Raw genomic sequence first — 17,170 nt, 5'->3', positions numbered from 1 at the left:
TTGATAGGGGTTTACCATGCGGGTAAACCTTAAGCACTTGAGCGCAAAGCAATATGGTTTTAGTTTAATAGAAATTTTAGTGGTATTGGTGATCATCGCCTTTGCCACCAAAATGGTGGTATACAGCTTAGATGGCGGCGCAGAGGAAGAGCTAGATAAGCAAGCAAGTAGGCTGCATACCACCATTAATGCCGCATCAGAATTTGCCGTACTTAACCAGATAGAGTTAGGCTTATTAGTTGATCAAAATACGCTTGAATTTTTAGTGTTTGATGGCGAAAAGTGGATCAGTTTTGAGCGGGAAGAGTTATTTAAACCAATTGAGTTTGATCAGCAATTCAAAGTAACACTTAATCTAGAAGACCTACCTTGGGCACAAGATAACTTATTAGAGCAGTCTAACTGGCGTGAGTTAATGAGTGGCAATAATGAAGACAGCTTATTAGAACTTAAAAAATTAAAAGTTCCCCAAGTACTTATTTTATCCTCTGCTGATGTAAGTGCATTTCAGCTCATGCTTGAGTTAAAAGATCAGGCGGAGCCGGTATATTTTATTGAAGGCAAATTTGCAGCGCCAGTAGATTTTCGTCGAGAGCCCCAATAATGAAAAGATACCAAGGCTTTACCTTATTAGAAGTCTTAGTTGCGCTAAGTATTTGTGCCATGGCAGGTATTGCTGCAATGCAAGCAACCGGTGAGCATATTCATCACTTATCTAGCATTGAAGAGCAAACGTATGGCTCATGGGTAGCCGAAAATGTATTAGTAGAACAACGAACGAAAGGCGAAAAATGGCAAGGTAAAAATGGTACCCGCGGCACTGAGATGATGGCGGGGATTGAATGGTTTTGGCGCCAAGATGTTGTGCCCACTGCTGATAAAAGCTTTGTAAAGGTCACTATTAATGTGTTTACAGATGATAAGTATGAAAATTCAATTTATGAGTTAAGTACTTACTTAAATAAAGGTAAGCCATAAGTGAAGCAGCGCGGTTTTACATTATTAGAAGTGATAGTGGCGCTGGGGGTGTTGGTGTTTGTTATTATGGCCACCCACCAAATACTTGATACCACCACGCGTGCCAAACAAGCATCAGATGAAAAAATTGCTGAGCTAAATGGGTTACAAACAGCCTTTAGGCTAATGGATCAAGACTTTAGCCAAATGACTAAACGCCAAGTGCGTAATGAAGCTGGGGATTTTCAAGAGAGTTACTTACTTGCAGGGCGCTATATTTTAGAAAGCCAGCTTGATGGCATTGCCTTTGTGCGTGATGGGTGGATGAATCCCATTAATTTGCTTCCTCGCTCAGAGTTACAAGCTGTTGGTTATCGAGTAATTGATGACAACTTAGAACGAGTGTATCGCATTTATGTTGATCAACTCGATAATTTGGAGCCTCGTAGCCAAGTTGTTTTAGCTGATGTAGAAGAGCTTAAATTCGAGTTTTTAGATGGTAACGGTGAGTGGCAAGAAGACTGGCAAATTAAAGCGTTACCTAAAGCGGTCGCTGTAACGTTAAAGCACATGGACGCAGAACCCATTAGGCGTGTTTTTTTAGTGCCAGGACTCGGTAAAGAGTTACCAAAACCGGTTAATGATGGTACTAACCAATCGCAACCAAATGGCCGAGGAACGCCTTGATGAATCAAAAAACATCACGCGGCGCGGCGTTAGTTATTGTGTTATTTATTGTCGCGCTGGCTGCTATTTTAGCCGTAGAAATGAGTGCGAACTTAATGCTACAGGTACAAAGAAGTACTAACTTGCAAAGTCAGCAACAGGCTAAATGGTATGCTTATGGCGCTGAAGAATTAGCTATTAAAGGCTTAATTCAAAGTAAAAAAGACGATCCAGAAAAAACCACCTTAGCGCAGCCGTGGGCAAAGCAAGGTGATGTTAAGTATCCAGTTGATAACGGCACGTTAAGCGGTCAGTTAACTGATTTACAAGCCTGTTTAAACTTAAATGCGCTTGGTGCTGAGCCTGACCCAAACAGTACTAATAAAACGAACCCTGCGCATAAAGCGTTGTTTGCCATATTAGAAAATATAGAAGACTTACCCAGTGATGAGTCTGAAGAAGGTATGGCTGATAGTGTTTTTGACTGGTTAGATAAAAATAGTATTACGTATCGCTCAGGAGCTGAAGAAGGCGAGTATTTATCGCGTCAGTTTCCGTATATGACAGCAAATAGCCTATTTGCTTCGGTATCTGAACTGCGTTTAATTAAAGGCTTTAACCCTTTAGTGATGGAAAAGGTGCTGCCTTTTGTCTGTGTGATCCCAGGTAGTACGTTACTTTCAATTAATGTTAATACAGTCACTGAAGAGCAAGCTTTATTGCTCAGTGGCCTAATAGACGAACTGAGTGTTTCGGGTGCTCAAGCGGTAATTGCAGCGCGACCTGAAAATGGCTTTGATAATATTGAAGAGTTTTTTGAGTCTGTTAAACAACAAGGCGGCAAAAATATCAAAGCAGTAGAAAAGCTTTTTAGTTTAAAAAGTGAATATTTTAAATTACAAACGCAGGCAAAATTTGTTGATTTGCGTTTTTCGATGACCACATTACTTTATGCCAGCAATGGCGAGGTAACGATACTGGCGCGAAAATTTGGAGGCGTACAGTGACAGAGATACTGTTGATCCGCACGGGTCAAACCGAGCAAGATTTACTTAACTGGTTAATATACTCACCACAAGAACAAGAAATAATAGCCAGTGGCGAGCTACAAAATGCCAATCAGTTAAGTGAACTAACTGAAAAAGCATTAACTCGAGAACTTGTGGTACTTTTACCATGTGACCAAGTGCAATTAAAAACGGTGACACTGCCAACAAAGTGGAACCGTAAATTAGAGCAAGCATTGCCCTATATGCTCGAAGAAGATCTTGCATGCGATATAGACGACATTTATATCGCGCTTGGAGAGCCAACTATGGTTGATGAGCAGCATGCAATTAAGATTGCGCTAACGAACCGTGATTGGTTTGAGCACTGGTTAGAAGTATTTGAACAACATCAACTCACTCCGTATCAAATAGTACCGGATGCATTACTATTGCCAAGCGCTGAAGAGTCATGTGTTACTGCCATCGAACTTAATAAGCAGTGGCTCTTTAAACAAGGTGACTGGCACATTAGCGCGGTTGAAAGCAGTTGGCTAAAAGAGTATTTAGTAGCATTAGGCAACCCAGATATCAAACATTACAGCCCCGCTGATCAGTTTCCTGAAGCACTTAACTTATATCCGCAAACAAGTGACTATGAGTTACCGTTAGCATTATTTGCTAAACAACTTGATAAACTTAAGTTTAATTTGCGTCAAGGACCTTACACCCTTAAAAAGAAAACTGCGTTATGGTGGGGTTACTGGAAAAGTGCTGCCATTATTAGTGTGGTTGCCTTGGTATCAAGTGTGACTATTAAAGCGGTTGAATTGCATCAGCTTAATTCGCAGCTAGAAGTAGCTAAATCGCAAGTAGTAGCGCGATATCAAAAAGCCTTTCCCGGCACACGAGTACGCCCTCATTTAATTAAAAATCAAATACAGGGTGCATTGAATAAAGTACAAGGTGTTAGCGATGCTGGCTTTTTAGATTTAACCAGTAAATTGGTGAGCGTGTTTTCGCAAGTGAATGAGTTTACGCCACAAACATTACGCTTTGACAAACGCCGTAATGAATTGCGCATTCGAGCCCGTGGTAAAGACTTTCAAACTTTTGGTAAGGTTAAAGCCATTCTCGAGCAGCAAGGGGTCACAGTTGAGCAGGGCTCGTTAAATAATGATGGCGATTTTATCGTCGGTGAAATCAGACTGCGAGGTGCACAATGAAGCAGCAGTTCATGCAATATTGGCGTTCATTAAAAGATCAAGAGCAACAACTAATTATGGTTGCAGGCGGTGTATTTATCATTTTTGTTTTGGTGATGGGGGTTTTTAGGCCTTTAAATACTGCGATAGAGCGAGCACAGCAATCACAAATAAAACAGCAAGAATTGTTAGCCTGGGTAGATGAGAGTATTGTTAAGCTCAAAGCTGCAGGTAAAACGCAAGCTGTGAGTAATCAAAATCTCAGCCAAATAGTTAATAATACGCGCGGCCGTTACAGCATTAACATTAGTAAAATGCAGCCTAATGATAATTCACTTCGTTTAACGCTCGACTCAGTAGAGTTTAATCTATTAATCCAATGGATTGACGAGCTCGTTAATCAGCATGGTTTAAGCGTAGAAAATCTAGATTTAAGCCAAGATGATAAATCCGGTTATGTACGCGTAAGCCGTTTAGTATTAGAGAAGTAGTTAATGAAAAAAATAATAATATTATCCATCGTTTTTTTAATGAGCTTTATTGTTTTTAGCGTTATTAAATTACCGGCTGCGGTTGCTTTAAATTTAGCTAAACCGTATTTTCCACCGCAGCTAGAAATAGGTCAAACTGTTGGCACTATATGGAAGGGACAAGTTATGCAGCTGCGCTTTGAAGGTGAGCAATTAAATAATGTACGCTGGGATATATCTGGCTGGTCATTATTTAAAGCTCAAGTGAATACTAACTTACGCTTTGGTAATCCTCGCGAACGCAGTGACATATCGGGCTATGCAGATATTAGTTATTCACTAGCAAATGATGAACTTAAAATAAGTGATACCGTAGTGCGTTCAACGGTTGAGCGAGCAATGCAGCGAATTGATTTGCCGTTACCGGTTACCGCTAAAGGACGTGTAATTTTAGAGCTCGATGAATACGTTTCTGGGGCGCCATATTGTCAATCACTCCAAGGTGAAATAGCCAGCCCTGATATTGACGTACAAGGTTTAACTGGTTGGTTCAATATCGGTGATCTCAGTGGCAAATTAAGTTGTAAGTCGGGCGATGTTGCTATACTCATCGAGCCAGACAATAGATTAGGGTTAGAGGCAGATGCTACACTAAAGGCTAATTTTGACTTTAAAGTTGCGGGATATGTTAAGCCTGATCTAACTTTACCCAAAGAGGTACATGACGCGGTGAAGTTTTTAGGTAGACCAGATAACCAAGGTCGTTACCCACTTAAATTTTAATATTTTATATAAAGAGTTTTAATGCAAATACCTCAGTTTACTGAGCAGCATGCTAAGCTGCTCAGCGAGTTTTTAAATACCCAATCAGGCGCAATGAGCCTTACTCAAAGCCAAGGTTATTTATTTGGCGTTATATGTTCACCTGAGCCATTAGAAGTTCACCAATGGTTAGAGAATATCCTCCCTAATACAGCAAACGACCTTGATGAAGACATATTGTTTTTATTTATGGCGTTACATCATCAAGTGAGTGAGCAAGTATTTGAGCTGGGTTATAAGTTACCCGCTGAGTTTGAATATGACTTTTGCCAGCACTGGTCAGCGGGTTTTTTAACCGCAAGCCAAGCGTATACCCATAAGTTACTAGCAAGTGAGCAACTTGATATTCAATACAAGCAAGCGCTTGAAAGCGCACAGGCGACGCTCAGCTTTTTTGCACTCGATAAACAAGTTATTGTGCAAATTGCACAACAAAATAATATTGATGAATTACACTTATGTGAGCAGCAGTACGAGTTAATGGGCGACTTTGCGATAGGTTTTGCTGAACTTATCGAAATTGTAGCGCTTAACAGTGGCTTGTATACTGATGAAGAGTGGGAAGAGTAAGTTTTCTAGCGCTTAAACCTTGTTCTTAACACTTAACCGCCAATTTCTAATTCAATATCAGTGCAACCTTGTTTGCACTGTATTACTCCCTTACTAGACTCGCTGGTGGCTAAATTAAGGGTTAACACGCTATTACAATGTTCGCATTTTAACGTTTTACCCTGTGCTAATTGCTTAAGCATGGTGCGATGTTTGTGAAATGAGTTGCTTGCTTTTTTATTTAAACCAGAAAAATCCATTACTTTACTCTCGCCTGCGCTAATGACTCTTTGATAATACGGCATACAGTAAGTAATCGCTCTTCGTAAAAATAAAGGTTTAGATCACCTTGGCGACAATAGCGTAGTTCAAATAACTTGACTGATTCATCCGTAGTAAATGTTTTAGCAACATAGTCTTGCTCAGAGCGAGAAAGTGCTAATTGCTGATTCACTTTGTTTCTGATCATGGTTGCTACAGGAAAGCGATCTACTTTAGTTGAGCTGCTTAACAAGCCGATACCATCACCGAGCAACCGTTCGCGCGGTTCTTTTACCAAAGGATGATCAACGGTAAAAAATGCTAGGATCACAACCACTAGTATAAAAAATTTCTTCATAAATATACAAACCTTGATCCAAACAACACTTTAGTAGCCGGCAAGTGTAATAAAATACACCTTAAAAGCAAGTCACAAATTGAATAAATTATTAGCAATCTAGTCAGTAATTTTAGCTAATATGCGTATAATAAGAGGCAGTAGTTAGATATTTCTGAAATATCTGAAAGTACACAAGTGCGACTTAAAGCGTATTATGTTTAGCATGCAAGTTGCTACACTTAGACGAAAAGTACAAAAAGATTGCTGAATTTTTATTTCCTAGCGGCGTTGAGGAACTTCAATGGATAAGCAAATTAAAGTAAAAAACATACCAACAGAGGTTAAGATCCAAAAACCTGATCTGAGCCGTCAAGAAGATAGATTTAATCCTCGCAATCGTATTTATGTACGTGCGGTTACTGGGCTTCATCAATTACTAAGACAACGTATCGGCTTTTTAGGCATGCTAGCGTTTATGTTATTGCCTTGGATCAACTTTAATGGTCAGCAAGCTGTGTTGTTTGAGCTAATGGAGCAAAAGTTTAATATTTTTGGTTTAACCCTGTGGCCACAAGACTTCACTATTCTTGCATTTATTTTTATGCTTGCGGCGTTTGCTCTATTTTTAGTGACTACTTTTTATGGCCGAGTATGGTGTGGCTATACCTGTCCGCAAACAGTATGGACCTTCATTTTTATTTGGTTTGAAGAAAAATTTGAGGGCAGTGCTAATCAACGTAAAAAGTTAGATCAGCGGCCAATGGATTTTGATAAATTCTGGAGAAAAACCGCAAAGCACACTAGTTGGGCGCTATTTTCTCTATATACAGCGTTAACTTTTGTTGGTTATTTTACGCCTATTCGCGAACTACTCCCTGAATTTGTTACCTTTAATGTGGGCGGTTATGCCTTAGTTAGTATTATTGTATTTACTATTTGTACTTATGGTAATGCGGGTTGGATGCGCGAAATTATGTGTTTACATATATGCCCATACTCACGTTTTCAGTCAGCAATGTTTGATAAAGACACCTTTACTGTAAGCTACGATGAAGCGCGTGGTGAAAACCGCGGGCCACGTTCGCGTAAACAAGACCCAAAAGAGCTGGGGTTAGGTGATTGTATTGACTGTAACTTGTGTGTGCAGGTTTGCCCAACTGGGATTGATATTCGTAATGGTCTGCAATACGAGTGTATAAACTGTGGCGCGTGTATTGACGCCTGTGACGGCGTAATGGACAAAATGAATTATCCTCGAGGCCTAATCTCTTATACCACCGAGCGTAACTTGGAAACCCCAGAGAATAAAACTCATCCGCTGCGTCCTAAACTGATTGGTTACAGTATTATTTTAGTCTTACTTACCGGTGCGTTGGTAGCCAATATAGCTATGCGTAAACCTATGGACTTTGATATTATCCGTGATCGCAATCAGTTGTATCGTGTAGATTTTAATGGCTTAGTTGAAAACACCTACACCTTAAAAGTGATTAATAAGGCACAGTACGAGCAAACATTCTCTATTGATGTTAAAGGGTTAGATAACTATAAATACATAGGTGATACCACCTTTACGGTGAACGCTGGTGAATCGCATAATGTGCCGTTATCATTAGTAATGGACCCTTATGATTTAAAAGCGCCAATGACCGAGTTTAACTTTGTACTGTCGCCAATAAACGAACCCGATAACCAAATATCGCAGCAAAGTAACTTTTTTAAAGCGCGATAAAGAGTCTGTATTAAAAAACGAACACTGTTATTAACAAAAAAGCGGGATATTCCCGCTTTTCTTTTATATAAGAAGTATATGAGTAAATTTAGCTTTATTGACTTAACCCCAGATCTTATTTTGGATGCCATCGAAAGCGTTGATATTTACGCTGAGTCAGGGTTGTTAGCGCTAAATAGCTACGAAAATCGAGTGTATCAATTTGTAGCTGAGGGTGGAAAACGTTACGTTGTTAAGTTTTATCGCCCTGAGCGCTGGAGCAAAGCACAAATTCAAGAGGAGCATGATTTTGCTTTTGAACTGGCAGCCGCAGAAGTACCGGTCGTTGCGCCAATAAAGCATAATGGGCAAAGCTTATTTGAACACCAAGGGTATTTATTTACTTTATTCCCAAGTGTAGGCGGGCGTTTATTTGAAGTCGATAATTTAGATCAGCTTGACGTACTAGGGCGTTTAATTGGTCGCATGCACCAAGTAGCGAAAACGCAGCCCTTTACCCAAAGACCAATCGTTAGCTGCGATGAATACCTGCATACAGCTAAAGTTCATTTACAAAAAAGTAATTTAGTCCCTATGGGGCTAGAGACTTCTTTCTACACTATTTTAGATTTAGTTATCGCCCAAGCGCAGCTGCAATATAAAAATGTAGACAGTATTCGCTTACACGGAGACTGTCATGCTGGTAATATTTTATGGGCTGGGGACGCGCTGATGTTTGTTGATTTAGACGATAGCCGCCAAGGACCTGCAATTCAAGATTTATGGATGATGCTCAGTGGCGATCGACAAACACAGCTGTTACAGTTAGACACTTTAGTGAATGCGTATGAGGAGTTTTGCGATTTTGATCACTCACAACTGAAGCTGATCGAACCGCTTCGCGCCATGCGTATGATTCATTACATGGGGTGGGTTGCAAAACGTTGGAGCGATCCTGCTTTTGTACGGAACTTTTCATGGTTTGCAGATGACAAATACTGGGAGCAACAAATTTTAGCGCTTAAAGAACAGCTTGCAGCTTTGCAAGAAGCCCCGTTAAAATTATTGCCATAATATTTTTATTTAAAAAAGAAGTATAACGAGATATTCATGCTTAAAAAATTAAAACTAAGTTTACTGATCCTATGTTTACCTTTCGCAGCACTAGCTGCCAACTTTGAAGCAGGTAATCAATATACTGTGATTGACGTTGAAAAGAGTAAAACGCCAAACGTAACCGAATTCTTCTCTTTCTATTGCCCGCACTGTTTTAAGTTTGAGCCGGTAGCAAAAGGGATTGCAGAAAACTTACCTGAAGGGGCTGAGTTTGTAAAAAATCATGTTAACTTTTTAGGGGGCGTTTCACCACAAGCACAAAGTAACCTGAGCTTTGCTTACTTAATTGCAAAAAAGCATGGTCAAGCCGAAGCGGTAACAGCGCAAATTTTTAAAAGCATCCATATTCAGCGTGCACCATTAACAGAAATTAAAGACGTTAAGAAGTTATTGGAGCTTAACGCAATTGATAACAGCACATTTGATAATGATATTGCTAGTTTGCCTATCATAGCAGCTGAACGTGCCATGCAAGATAAGCAGAATAAATATTCTGAGCTTGGCGCATTAACTGGCGTACCTACATTTATCGTAAATGACAAATATAAAATCAATATTAATACAATCAAGAGCCAACAAGAACTTGATGAGTTAATTAGCTTTTTACTAGAACTATAATTTTTGGAGCACCATAATAATGATCAAATTAGTTAAAGCAGGGTTGCTTGCTGTAATACTCCCTTTAGCTGCAACCAGTTTTGCTGCCACTTACGAAGAGGGCGTACATTATGATGTCGTCTCTGATCGTGCAACCAGAAAGCCAGAAGTAAAAGAGTTTTTCTCTTTTTACTGCCCTGCATGTAATAACATGGAGCCACTGCTTGCTGAGATCAAACCTAAGCTAGACAAAAACGTAAAGTTCAAGAAAAGCCATGTGGATTTCGTGGGCGTTCGTGACCCAGAACATCAAACCATGATCAGCCAAGCACTAGCTACTGCTGAAGTACTACCGCAAAAAGATAAAATTATTTCAGCAATGTTTGACCACATTCACGCAAAGCGTGCTCGTTTTAATGAGCTTGCAGATGTAAAAGATGTATTTTTAGCGCAAGGTGTAGATGGCGACAAATTTGATAAATTATTTGAAAGCTTCTCGGTACGTACACTGAGCTCTAAAATGAAGCGCGACCAAGATTACTTTAAAGGAAAAGGGGCACTGCGTGGCGTTCCAACATTTATTGTTAATGGTAAATATAAGCTTAACTTAGGTGGCGAGTCAGGTATTTCATCGCCAGAAGATGTAAGTTCACTTATTAACTACTTAGCAAATAAATAAGTAGTTTAGTGAAATAAAAAAGCTCCGAAAGGAGCTTTTTTATTTGGAGAAGAAAATTCATCATGGAAAAAATTTTAATCTCAAGTTGTTTGTTAGGTTTGCCAGTTCGTTATGATGGTAAAGGCCAAATAATATTGCACCCTCAACTTAATTTGTGGCAAAAGCAAAATAGATTAATCGTATTTTGTCCTGAGATTGCTGGTGGTTTACTCGTGCCTAGTGCGCCCGCTGAGATAAAGCAAAATCGAGTTATTACAAATACTGCTGAGGATGTAACAAGTGCATTTGAAGATGGCGCTAATAAAGCATTAGCCCTTTGTAATAAGCATAATATTCGCTTTGCTTTACTAAAAGAGTCTAGTCCTTCGTGTGGCCGTAATACAATTTATGATGGAAGCCATAGTGGGGTGAAAGTAAAAGGCATGGGGCTCACCGCTAAGTTATTGGTAAAGAATCAAGTTAAAGTATTTAGTGAAGAGCAAATACCAGCACTTATCAAGGCGCTGGTATCATAGTATTAGATTTTATTTTTTCTGTAAAAATACACCAGATTCAATATGGTGTGTGTATGGGAATTGATCAAATATTGCAAAGCGCTTAACCTCATGGGTTTGGCATAAGTGATCAAGGTCACGCTCTAACGTATCTGGGTTACATGATATATAAATAATATTCTCATAGTTAGCCACTAAATCACACGTTAGGGTATCCATGCCGGCACGAGGTGGGTCGACTAGAATGGTTTGGCAGTTGTAACTACTAAGGTCAATACCATCTAAGCGAGAGAAAGTACGCTCGCCTTTCATTGCCTGAGTAAACTCTTCGCTCGACATGCGAATAATATCTAAGTTAGTTACTTTGTTTTGAGCAATATTATATTGCGCTGAATGCACAGACGATTTTGATATTTCTGTTGCCAGCACTTTATTAAATGAGCCCGCAAGTGCAATTGAAAAGTTTCCGTTACCACAATACAGCTCTAGTAAATCATTGTTTAGTGGTTTACATAACTCTTGTGCCCACTCTAACATTTTAATATTCACCTTCGCATTAGGCTGAGTAAAGCTATTTTCCACCTGTTGATAGATTAGCTCTTGGCCATTCACCATTAAGCGCTCAGTGACAAAGTCATCGCCCAATTTTTCTTTTTGCTTACGTGCACGGCCAATAAAGTCAATTTTGTACTGGCTACTTAGCTTTTCCTTTAAGGCGTTGATCTCAGTTAACCAGTGTTCATCAAGTGGCTTGTGATAAAGCAAGCTCACTAAAATCTCACCGCTGATGGTCGATAAATAATCTATTTGAAATAATTTACGACGCAGTACTTCACAGCCTTTTAAGTTATCAATCATTACCTGCATAACTTCACCTACTAAAGGAGCAGCAGGGTCAAAGGTATCGACACGTATTTTATCTTTCGTTTGTTGATCAAACATAATATGAAACAGATCGTCGCCATCGTGCCATACTCTAAATTCTGCGCGTTGACGGTAGTTAATAGGCTCAGAGCTAAATACTTCTAACTGTTTTACACCGAAACGTTGAAACTGCTCTGTAATACGCTGCTCTTTTTCATTTAATTGTGCATCGTACTGCGTGGTATCTATATTTATAACTGCCATTAACGGTATAACCTTATCGTTGAGATCTGTTTATCGGCGCTATTGTAGGGAGCGAAGCGTATTTGTCTAGTTTTGATCAAATATAGTGAGCTTTTTTAAGCATTTTACTACAGTATAGGCTTACTTGGCCGATAAAATAGTAAGTCTAAATAGGAGTCTTCTCATGAAAATAGGTAACTTTAGTTTTGTTCCAAACAGCAATGCCAATAAATACAATACTAAGCAAGCAATGCCACAGCCTAAAATAGACTCCCCACCAACTAGCTATCAGCAACGCGGAAAAGAATTGGCAGCGGCCGTATTGGGTGACAAAATGGCAAAAGAATTAGGCTTGCCGGTTGCTGAAGCGAAAAAAGACAAACCATTGTTTGATTTTAATGAAGTAGTCAAAAATGTTTTAGACTTTGTGACCAGCTCAGTAAAAAAAGCCAAAGCCAATGGTGCCGATGATGACAAGCTACAAGATATACTTAACCAGGCACGTAAAGGCGTGCAAACAGGTGTTGATGAAGCTGTAGATGAATTAAAAGGTATGGGCGTATTTAATCAAGAGCTTGAAGAGGGTATTGATAAATCAAAAGAGGGCATCTTCAATGGCCTCGATAAATTTGAGCAGAACTTATTTAATCCTCAGCCGGCAAGCGTAACGGTTAGTCAATCACAATATGTGAGCCTTAGTAACAGCGCTGATTACACTTTTACTACCGCAGAAGGTGATGAAGTGAGTATCAGTTTTGCAGATGCTTACCAATCTCAGTCATCTAGTCGCTATCAGCAAACTGAAAGCTCACAAGCATTTAGTACGCAATTTTCTGAATCTCGCGAGTTATCATTTTCTATGTCAGTAAATGGAGAGCTTAATGAAGACGAGCAGCAAGCTATCAATGATTTAATGACAGAGTTACAAGATGTAAGTAAAACCTTTTTCAGTGGCGATTTAGATAAAGCATTTGAACAAGCCCAAGAACTCAGTTTAGGAAATGAACAGCTGGTGGCATTTTCAATGGACTTACGTCAAAGCAAAACTGTGGCAGCAATTAAAGAGTATGAACAAATTAAGCCAACATCAGAAAAAGCCATTGCCGAAAATGTAGCCCCTTTTAATGATGATCTAAAATCTGCTTACTCGAAAGCGCAAGCACTAGGATTAGAAAGCCAGCTATCAGGTATCATTCAATGGCTAAATCAAGATCAACAAGAAATAGATAAACTGGTTGATTACACTAACACCATGTTTGAAAGCTTAGATAAATTAAACACAGCTACTGCAAAACTAGACGCTGAGTAAAACTACTTTCTTTTATAAAAGCCTCATGGCAAACTGCCGTTCAAAGTAAAGAGTAGGAATGGTAGTTTGTCAGCGCACATCATGGTCTTTGATTCAGGTATTGGTGGAACCACAGTACTTGAGCATATTCAGCAAAGCATTCCTCACGCTCAATACAGTTACTTCATGGATAATGCATTATTGCCCTATGGCGCGCAATCGCAGCAAACTATTATTAATCGTTTGTGTGGACTAATCCAATTTATCAAAGATGAGTCACTCAATGTCGACTTAATTGTTATAGCCTGCAATACCGCCTCAACATCTGCATTAAGTGCGGTACGAAAAATAACAGATATTCCAATTGTAGGAGTTGTACCCGCAGTTAAGCCCGCTGCACAAATAACACAATCAAAACATATCGGATTATTGGCAACCCCTGCTACAGTATCAAGCTCATATATAGATGTACTGATTAAAGAGCATGCCTCATCTATAACCACAAGCTTATATAGTAGTGTTGAATTGGTCACCTTGGCAGAAACATTCTTTTTTACCCAGCGCTTAGACATTGAAAAGCTGCATGCAGAGTTAAGCCGATTAAATATTAATAACGATATAGATGTGCTGGTATTAGGTTGTACTCACTTTCCTATTCTAGCTAAGCCAATAAGTGATTACTTTAAAGCGCGTATAGAGTTGTTAGACTCTGGAGCAGCTATTGCTAAGCGAGTTAGTTCTTTATTAAATTTCAGCGATAATCAAGCAGGCATAAAAAAGCCGCTGCAGTATTATGCAACGGCTGATATATGTAGTGATAAACTAGCCGTTAAGCAAGTTACACTGTTTGATCCGACTCTGAGCGATAAGAGTTAGAATCATCTTCTTGTTTTTGTTTTGCTTCACGTACTTTTAAAGTACGTTGTTGGAACTCACTATCATTTAACTTAGCAATTGCGTTATCCGCGTCAGCTTGGGCCATTTCAACAAAGCCAAAGCCGCGACGTTTGCCAGTATTCTTATCTTTCAATAAACGAACATTAAATACTTTGCCTTGCTCTTCGAACAAAGCACGTACAACACCTTCATTTGCGCGATAAGGAAGATTGCCAACATAAAGTGTTTTTGTTTTTACTTCGGCTTCTTCTGCACTTACTGATGACATTGCAGCAATAACAAGTCCACCAATTAATAAACCAGCACCAAATACTAGTGCAGGGTCTAATGCTAGGCTTGCAAGTGCAAACTTAACGATAACAAAACCAACAACAGCAAGAATAACTGCAAAGATAAAAGATTTTTGATCGGGTAATTTCATTTTGATCTACCAATAAACAGGAAATAAACATTAATTTAACATTGTGAACTTGCTATCTTAACGTCTTAATTGAACATAGCAATGAAATTTATAGTAAATAGTTAATAAGAGTGCAAAAAACGACCTAAAGTAAGCTCTTTCCATACCATTTCAATAGTATTTGCTTGAAAGTTGAGCAAACAGTAAAAAGATCTAAAAAAAGGTTGATCTGTTTTCGGATCTCCCTATAATGCGACCCCACTGAGACGGGGAACGCCAACGCATAGCGAGGCACGAACTGCTCAGAGAGTTAAATAAAACTTAAGTTTAAATCATCGTAAGAAAGTTTAAAATTAAGTGTTGACTCGAAAAATAAAGGGTGTATTATACGCATCCCTAGCGACAACGTCGCAACGTTCTTTAACAATATAAAGCAATCATCTGTGTGGGCACTCGTACAGATTGAGTTCTAACAGCCAAGCTTAGTTTACTAAGTGAGGCAAACAAATTTAGAGTCTCAATTGAAACTGAGTGACCAACAGCAATAACTACTTAGGTAGGAATTGCAGCACAGTCAATTCAATATCGAAAGATATTAAATAAATTCAGAATTCATTGAGCTGTCGAAAGACAAAAAACTTTTTAATTGAAGAGTTTGATCATGGCTCAGATTGAACGCTGGCGGCAGGCCTAACACATGCAAGTCGAGCGGTAACAGAGAGGTGCTTGCACCTTTGCTGACGAGCGGCGGACGGGTGAGTAATGCTTGGGAACATGCCTTGAGGTGGGGGACAACAGTTGGAAACGACTGCTAATACCGCATAATGTCTACGGACCAAAGGGGGCTTCGGCTCTCGCCTTTAGATTGGCCCAAGTGGGATTAGCTAGTTGGTGAGGTAATGGCTCACCAAGGCGACGATCCCTAGCTGGTTTGAGAGGATGATCAGCCACACTGGGACTGAGACACGGCCCAGACTCCTACGGGAGGCAGCAGTGGGGAATATTGCACAATGGGCGCAAGCCTGATGCAGCCATGCCGCGTGTGTGAAGAAGGCCTTCGGGTTGTAAAGCACTTTCAGTCAGGAGGAAAGGTTAGTAGTTAATACCTGCTAGCTGTGACGTTACTGACAGAAGAAGCACCGGCTAACTCCGTGCCAGCAGCCGCGGTAATACGGAGGGTGCGAGCGTTAATCGGAATTACTGGGCGTAAAGCGTACGCAGGCGGTTTGTTAAGCGAGATGTGAAAGCCCCGGGCTCAACCTGGGAACTGCATTTCGAACTGGCAAACTAGAGTGTGATAGAGGGTGGTAGAATTTCAGGTGTAGCGGTGAAATGCGTAGAGATCTGAAGGAATACCGATGGCGAAGGCAGCCACCTGGGTCAACACTGACGCTCATGTACGAAAGCGTGGGGAGCAAACAGGATTAGATACCCTGGTAGTCCACGCCGTAAACGATGTCTACTAGAAGCTCGGAGCCTCGGTTCTGTTTTTCAAAGCTAACGCATTAAGTAGACCGCCTGGGGAGTACGGCCGCAAGGTTAAAACTCAAATGAATTGACGGGGGCCCGCACAAGCGGTGGAGCATGTGGTTTAATTCGATGCAACGCGAAGAACCTTACCTACACTTGACATACAGAGAACTTACCAGAGATGGTTTGGTGCCTTCGGGAACTCTGATACAGGTGCTGCATGGCTGTCGTCAGCTCGTGTTGTGAGATGTTGGGTTAAGTCCCGCAACGAGCGCAACCCCTATCCTTAGTTGCTAGCAGGTAATGCTGAGAACTCTAAGGAGACTGCCGGTGATAAACCGGAGGAAGGTGGGGACGACGTCAAGTCATCATGGCCCTTACGTGTAGGGCTACACACGTGCTACAATGGCGCATACAGAGTGCTGCGAACTCGCGAGAGTAAGCGAATCACTTAAAGTGCGTCGTAGTCCGGATTGGAGTCTGCAACTCGACTCCATGAAGTCGGAATCGCTAGTAATCGCGTATCAGAATGACGCGGTGAATACGTTCCCGGGCCTTGTACACACCGCCCGTCACACCATGGGAGTGGGTTGCTCCAGAAGTAGATAGTCTAACCCTCGGGAGGACGTTTACCACGGAGTGATTCATGACTGGGGTGAAGTCGTAACAAGGTAGCCCTAGGGGAACCTGGGGCTGGATCACCTCCTTATACGATTTAGAACTTATTTGTTCGTAGTGTCCACACAGATGATTGTTAATTGTAAAGAGAACAACACTTATTGTTTGGGTCTGTAGCTCAGCTGGTTAGAGCGCACCCCTGATAAGGGTGAGGTCGGTAGTTCAAATCTACTCAGACCCACCACTTCTTCTTAATACTTCGTTGTAAGCTTCGTTGTTTAGTGAACTAAACGGCCTCAACTTACGCTTTGTCTTAAAAAGAAGTCGGTATACAAACAGTAAGACCAGCATATGTGGGGCTATAGCTCAGCTGGGAGAGCGCCTGCCTTGCACGCAGGAGGTCAGCAGTTCGATCCTGCTTAGCTCCACCACTTTACTTCTTAAAAATAAATATTCTTTTATCGGGTAGCACAATCACCTGAGAATAGAGTGTGTTTAATTTTGAGAAGTTTTTGATTCTCTGCTCTTTAAAAATTT

At 40.4% G+C, this 17,170-nt stretch carries 19 protein-coding genes, 2 tRNA genes and 1 rRNA gene; 18 read left to right on the top strand and 4 right to left on the bottom strand.

The window, feature by feature from the left end; all coding sequences use genetic code 11:
- Positions 1–16 precede the first annotated feature (16 nt).
- Genes gspH through AB8618_RS14465 form a run of 8 tightly spaced genes read left to right on the top strand, consistent with a single transcriptional unit; the run spans position 17 to position 5,676 of the window.
- Entirely contained in the window at positions 17–604 is a 588-nt protein-coding gene (gspH, locus tag AB8618_RS14500) for a type II secretion system minor pseudopilin GspH (RefSeq protein ID WP_413400901.1), read from the top strand.
- Complete coding sequence (gspI, locus tag AB8618_RS14495) at positions 604–978, top strand: type II secretion system minor pseudopilin GspI (protein ID WP_008113415.1); 375 nt, start codon at positions 604–606, stop codon at positions 976–978. Before gspH ends, gspI begins: the two co-directional genes overlap by 1 nt.
- Positions 979–1,644: a type II secretion system minor pseudopilin GspJ gene (gspJ, locus tag AB8618_RS14490; RefSeq protein ID WP_413400900.1), complete on the top strand. Its 666-nt coding sequence runs from the start codon at positions 979–981 to the stop codon at positions 1,642–1,644.
- The gene (gene gspK, locus AB8618_RS14485; protein WP_010393017.1) at positions 1,644–2,630 is read left to right on the top strand and encodes a type II secretion system minor pseudopilin GspK; all 987 of its coding nucleotides are present in this window, start codon (positions 1,644–1,646) and stop codon (positions 2,628–2,630) included. The genes gspJ and gspK overlap by 1 nt, the downstream gene beginning before the upstream one ends.
- On the top strand, positions 2,627–3,835 hold the full coding sequence (gene gspL, locus AB8618_RS14480; RefSeq protein ID WP_413400899.1) for a type II secretion system protein GspL: 1,209 nt from the start codon (positions 2,627–2,629) through the stop codon (positions 3,833–3,835). The genes gspK and gspL overlap by 4 nt, the downstream gene beginning before the upstream one ends.
- A complete protein-coding gene (gspM, locus tag AB8618_RS14475) occupies positions 3,832–4,305 on the top strand; it encodes a type II secretion system protein GspM (protein ID WP_413400898.1) in 474 nt (157 codons plus the stop codon). Before gspL ends, gspM begins: the two co-directional genes overlap by 4 nt.
- Before the next feature lie 3 nt (positions 4,306–4,308).
- Entirely contained in the window at positions 4,309–5,067 is a 759-nt protein-coding gene (locus AB8618_RS14470; protein ID WP_413400897.1) for a type II secretion system protein N, read from the top strand.
- 21 nt (positions 5,068–5,088) lie between these two features.
- On the top strand, positions 5,089–5,676 hold the full coding sequence (locus tag AB8618_RS14465) for a UPF0149 family protein (RefSeq protein WP_413400896.1): 588 nt from the start codon (positions 5,089–5,091) through the stop codon (positions 5,674–5,676).
- Positions 5,677–5,708: 32 nt separating this feature from the next.
- Here the strand turns inward: AB8618_RS14465 and AB8618_RS14460 are convergent, their stop codons facing one another.
- Positions 5,709–5,915: a hypothetical protein gene (locus AB8618_RS14460; protein ID WP_409424074.1), complete on the bottom strand. Its 207-nt coding sequence runs from the start codon at positions 5,913–5,915 to the stop codon at positions 5,709–5,711.
- Complete coding sequence (locus AB8618_RS14455; RefSeq protein ID WP_409424073.1) at positions 5,915–6,274, bottom strand: hypothetical protein; 360 nt, start codon at positions 6,272–6,274, stop codon at positions 5,915–5,917. The genes AB8618_RS14460 and AB8618_RS14455 overlap by 1 nt, the downstream gene beginning before the upstream one ends.
- Positions 6,275–6,557: 283 nt before the next feature.
- Here AB8618_RS14455 and ccoG point away from each other — a divergent pair, with 283 nt between their 5' ends.
- From ccoG to AB8618_RS14430, 5 genes are all read left to right on the top strand, one after another.
- A complete protein-coding gene (gene ccoG / locus AB8618_RS14450) occupies positions 6,558–7,988 on the top strand; it encodes a cytochrome c oxidase accessory protein CcoG (RefSeq protein WP_413400895.1) in 1,431 nt (476 codons plus the stop codon).
- Positions 7,989–8,066: 78 nt separating this feature from the next.
- A complete protein-coding gene (locus AB8618_RS14445) occupies positions 8,067–9,041 on the top strand; it encodes a serine/threonine protein kinase (RefSeq protein WP_055013406.1) in 975 nt (324 codons plus the stop codon).
- 36 nt (positions 9,042–9,077) lie between these two features.
- Positions 9,078–9,701: a thiol:disulfide interchange protein DsbA/DsbL gene (locus AB8618_RS14440; protein WP_138596725.1), complete on the top strand. Its 624-nt coding sequence runs from the start codon at positions 9,078–9,080 to the stop codon at positions 9,699–9,701.
- Between the two features lie 19 nt (positions 9,702–9,720).
- Positions 9,721–10,359 carry a thiol:disulfide interchange protein DsbA/DsbL gene (locus tag AB8618_RS14435; RefSeq protein WP_413400894.1) on the top strand — a complete coding sequence of 213 codons (639 nt, stop codon included), beginning with the start codon at positions 9,721–9,723 and terminating at the stop codon, positions 10,357–10,359.
- Between the two features lie 62 nt (positions 10,360–10,421).
- Entirely contained in the window at positions 10,422–10,874 is a 453-nt protein-coding gene (locus AB8618_RS14430; RefSeq protein ID WP_409424068.1) for a DUF523 domain-containing protein, read from the top strand.
- Between the two features lie 9 nt (positions 10,875–10,883).
- On the opposite strand, the gene trmA is transcribed toward AB8618_RS14430, so the two are convergent.
- Positions 10,884–11,981 (bottom strand): tRNA (uridine(54)-C5)-methyltransferase TrmA, encoded by a 1,098-nt coding sequence (gene trmA / locus AB8618_RS14425; protein WP_413400893.1) that lies wholly within the window; start codon positions 11,979–11,981, stop codon positions 10,884–10,886.
- 163 nt (positions 11,982–12,144) lie between these two features.
- Between trmA and AB8618_RS14420 the strand changes: the two genes are divergently transcribed.
- The gene (locus AB8618_RS14420) at positions 12,145–13,269 is read left to right on the top strand and encodes a DUF5610 domain-containing protein (protein WP_413400892.1); all 1,125 of its coding nucleotides are present in this window, start codon (positions 12,145–12,147) and stop codon (positions 13,267–13,269) included.
- A 66-nt stretch (positions 13,270–13,335) separates the two neighbouring features.
- A complete protein-coding gene (gene murI / locus AB8618_RS14415) occupies positions 13,336–14,124 on the top strand; it encodes a glutamate racemase (protein WP_413400891.1) in 789 nt (262 codons plus the stop codon).
- On the opposite strand, the gene AB8618_RS14410 is transcribed toward murI, so the two are convergent.
- Complete coding sequence (locus tag AB8618_RS14410) at positions 14,087–14,566, bottom strand: RNA-binding protein (RefSeq protein ID WP_413400890.1); 480 nt, start codon at positions 14,564–14,566, stop codon at positions 14,087–14,089. The genes murI and AB8618_RS14410 overlap by 38 nt on opposite strands.
- 622 nt (positions 14,567–15,188) lie before the next feature.
- Here AB8618_RS14410 and AB8618_RS14405 point away from each other — a divergent pair.
- From AB8618_RS14405 to AB8618_RS14395, 3 genes are all read left to right on the top strand, one after another.
- Positions 15,189–16,724 (top strand): 16S ribosomal RNA (locus AB8618_RS14405).
- Positions 16,725–16,800: 76 nt separating this feature from the next.
- A tRNA-Ile gene (locus AB8618_RS14400) sits at positions 16,801–16,877 on the top strand.
- A gap of 111 nt (positions 16,878–16,988) precedes the next feature.
- Positions 16,989–17,064, top strand: a tRNA-Ala gene (locus AB8618_RS14395).
- Positions 17,065–17,170: the final 106 nt, after the last annotated feature.

Source organism: Pseudoalteromonas sp. RW-H-Ap-1 (assembly GCF_048318575.1).
Classification (GTDB): Bacteria; Pseudomonadota; Gammaproteobacteria; order Enterobacterales; family Alteromonadaceae; genus Pseudoalteromonas.
The sequence above is the reverse complement of the archived record's forward strand: the minus strand, read 5'-3'. Positions and strand labels throughout refer to the sequence as shown.

What these genes read in the sequence shown, in the direction of transcription:
- gspH (WP_413400901.1), top strand. Translation starts at nt 17, where the DNA reads ATGCGGGTAAACCTTAAGCACTTGAGCGCAAAGCAATATGGTTTTAGT.
- gspI (WP_008113415.1), top strand. Translation starts at nt 604, where the DNA reads ATGAAAAGATACCAAGGCTTTACCTTATTAGAAGTCTTAGTTGCGCTA.
- gspK (WP_010393017.1), top strand. Translation starts at nt 1,644, where the DNA reads ATGAATCAAAAAACATCACGCGGCGCGGCGTTAGTTATTGTGTTATTT.
- gspM (WP_413400898.1), top strand. Translation starts at nt 3,832, where the DNA reads ATGAAGCAGCAGTTCATGCAATATTGGCGTTCATTAAAAGATCAAGAG.
- AB8618_RS14470 (WP_413400897.1), top strand. Translation starts at nt 4,309, where the DNA reads ATGAAAAAAATAATAATATTATCCATCGTTTTTTTAATGAGCTTTATT.
- AB8618_RS14465 (WP_413400896.1), top strand. Translation starts at nt 5,089, where the DNA reads ATGCAAATACCTCAGTTTACTGAGCAGCATGCTAAGCTGCTCAGCGAG.
- AB8618_RS14460 (WP_409424074.1), bottom strand. Translation starts at nt 5,915, where the DNA reads ATGGATTTTTCTGGTTTAAATAAAAAAGCAAGCAACTCATTTCACAAA.
- AB8618_RS14455 (WP_409424073.1), bottom strand. Translation starts at nt 6,274, where the DNA reads ATGAAGAAATTTTTTATACTAGTGGTTGTGATCCTAGCATTTTTTACC.
- ccoG (WP_413400895.1), top strand. Translation starts at nt 6,558, where the DNA reads ATGGATAAGCAAATTAAAGTAAAAAACATACCAACAGAGGTTAAGATC.
- AB8618_RS14445 (WP_055013406.1), top strand. Translation starts at nt 8,067, where the DNA reads ATGAGTAAATTTAGCTTTATTGACTTAACCCCAGATCTTATTTTGGAT.
- AB8618_RS14440 (WP_138596725.1), top strand. Translation starts at nt 9,078, where the DNA reads ATGCTTAAAAAATTAAAACTAAGTTTACTGATCCTATGTTTACCTTTC.
- AB8618_RS14435 (WP_413400894.1), top strand. Translation starts at nt 9,721, where the DNA reads ATGATCAAATTAGTTAAAGCAGGGTTGCTTGCTGTAATACTCCCTTTA.
- AB8618_RS14430 (WP_409424068.1), top strand. Translation starts at nt 10,422, where the DNA reads ATGGAAAAAATTTTAATCTCAAGTTGTTTGTTAGGTTTGCCAGTTCGT.
- trmA (WP_413400893.1), bottom strand. Translation starts at nt 11,981, where the DNA reads ATGGCAGTTATAAATATAGATACCACGCAGTACGATGCACAATTAAAT.
- AB8618_RS14420 (WP_413400892.1), top strand. Translation starts at nt 12,145, where the DNA reads ATGAAAATAGGTAACTTTAGTTTTGTTCCAAACAGCAATGCCAATAAA.
- AB8618_RS14410 (WP_413400890.1), bottom strand. Translation starts at nt 14,566, where the DNA reads ATGAAATTACCCGATCAAAAATCTTTTATCTTTGCAGTTATTCTTGCT.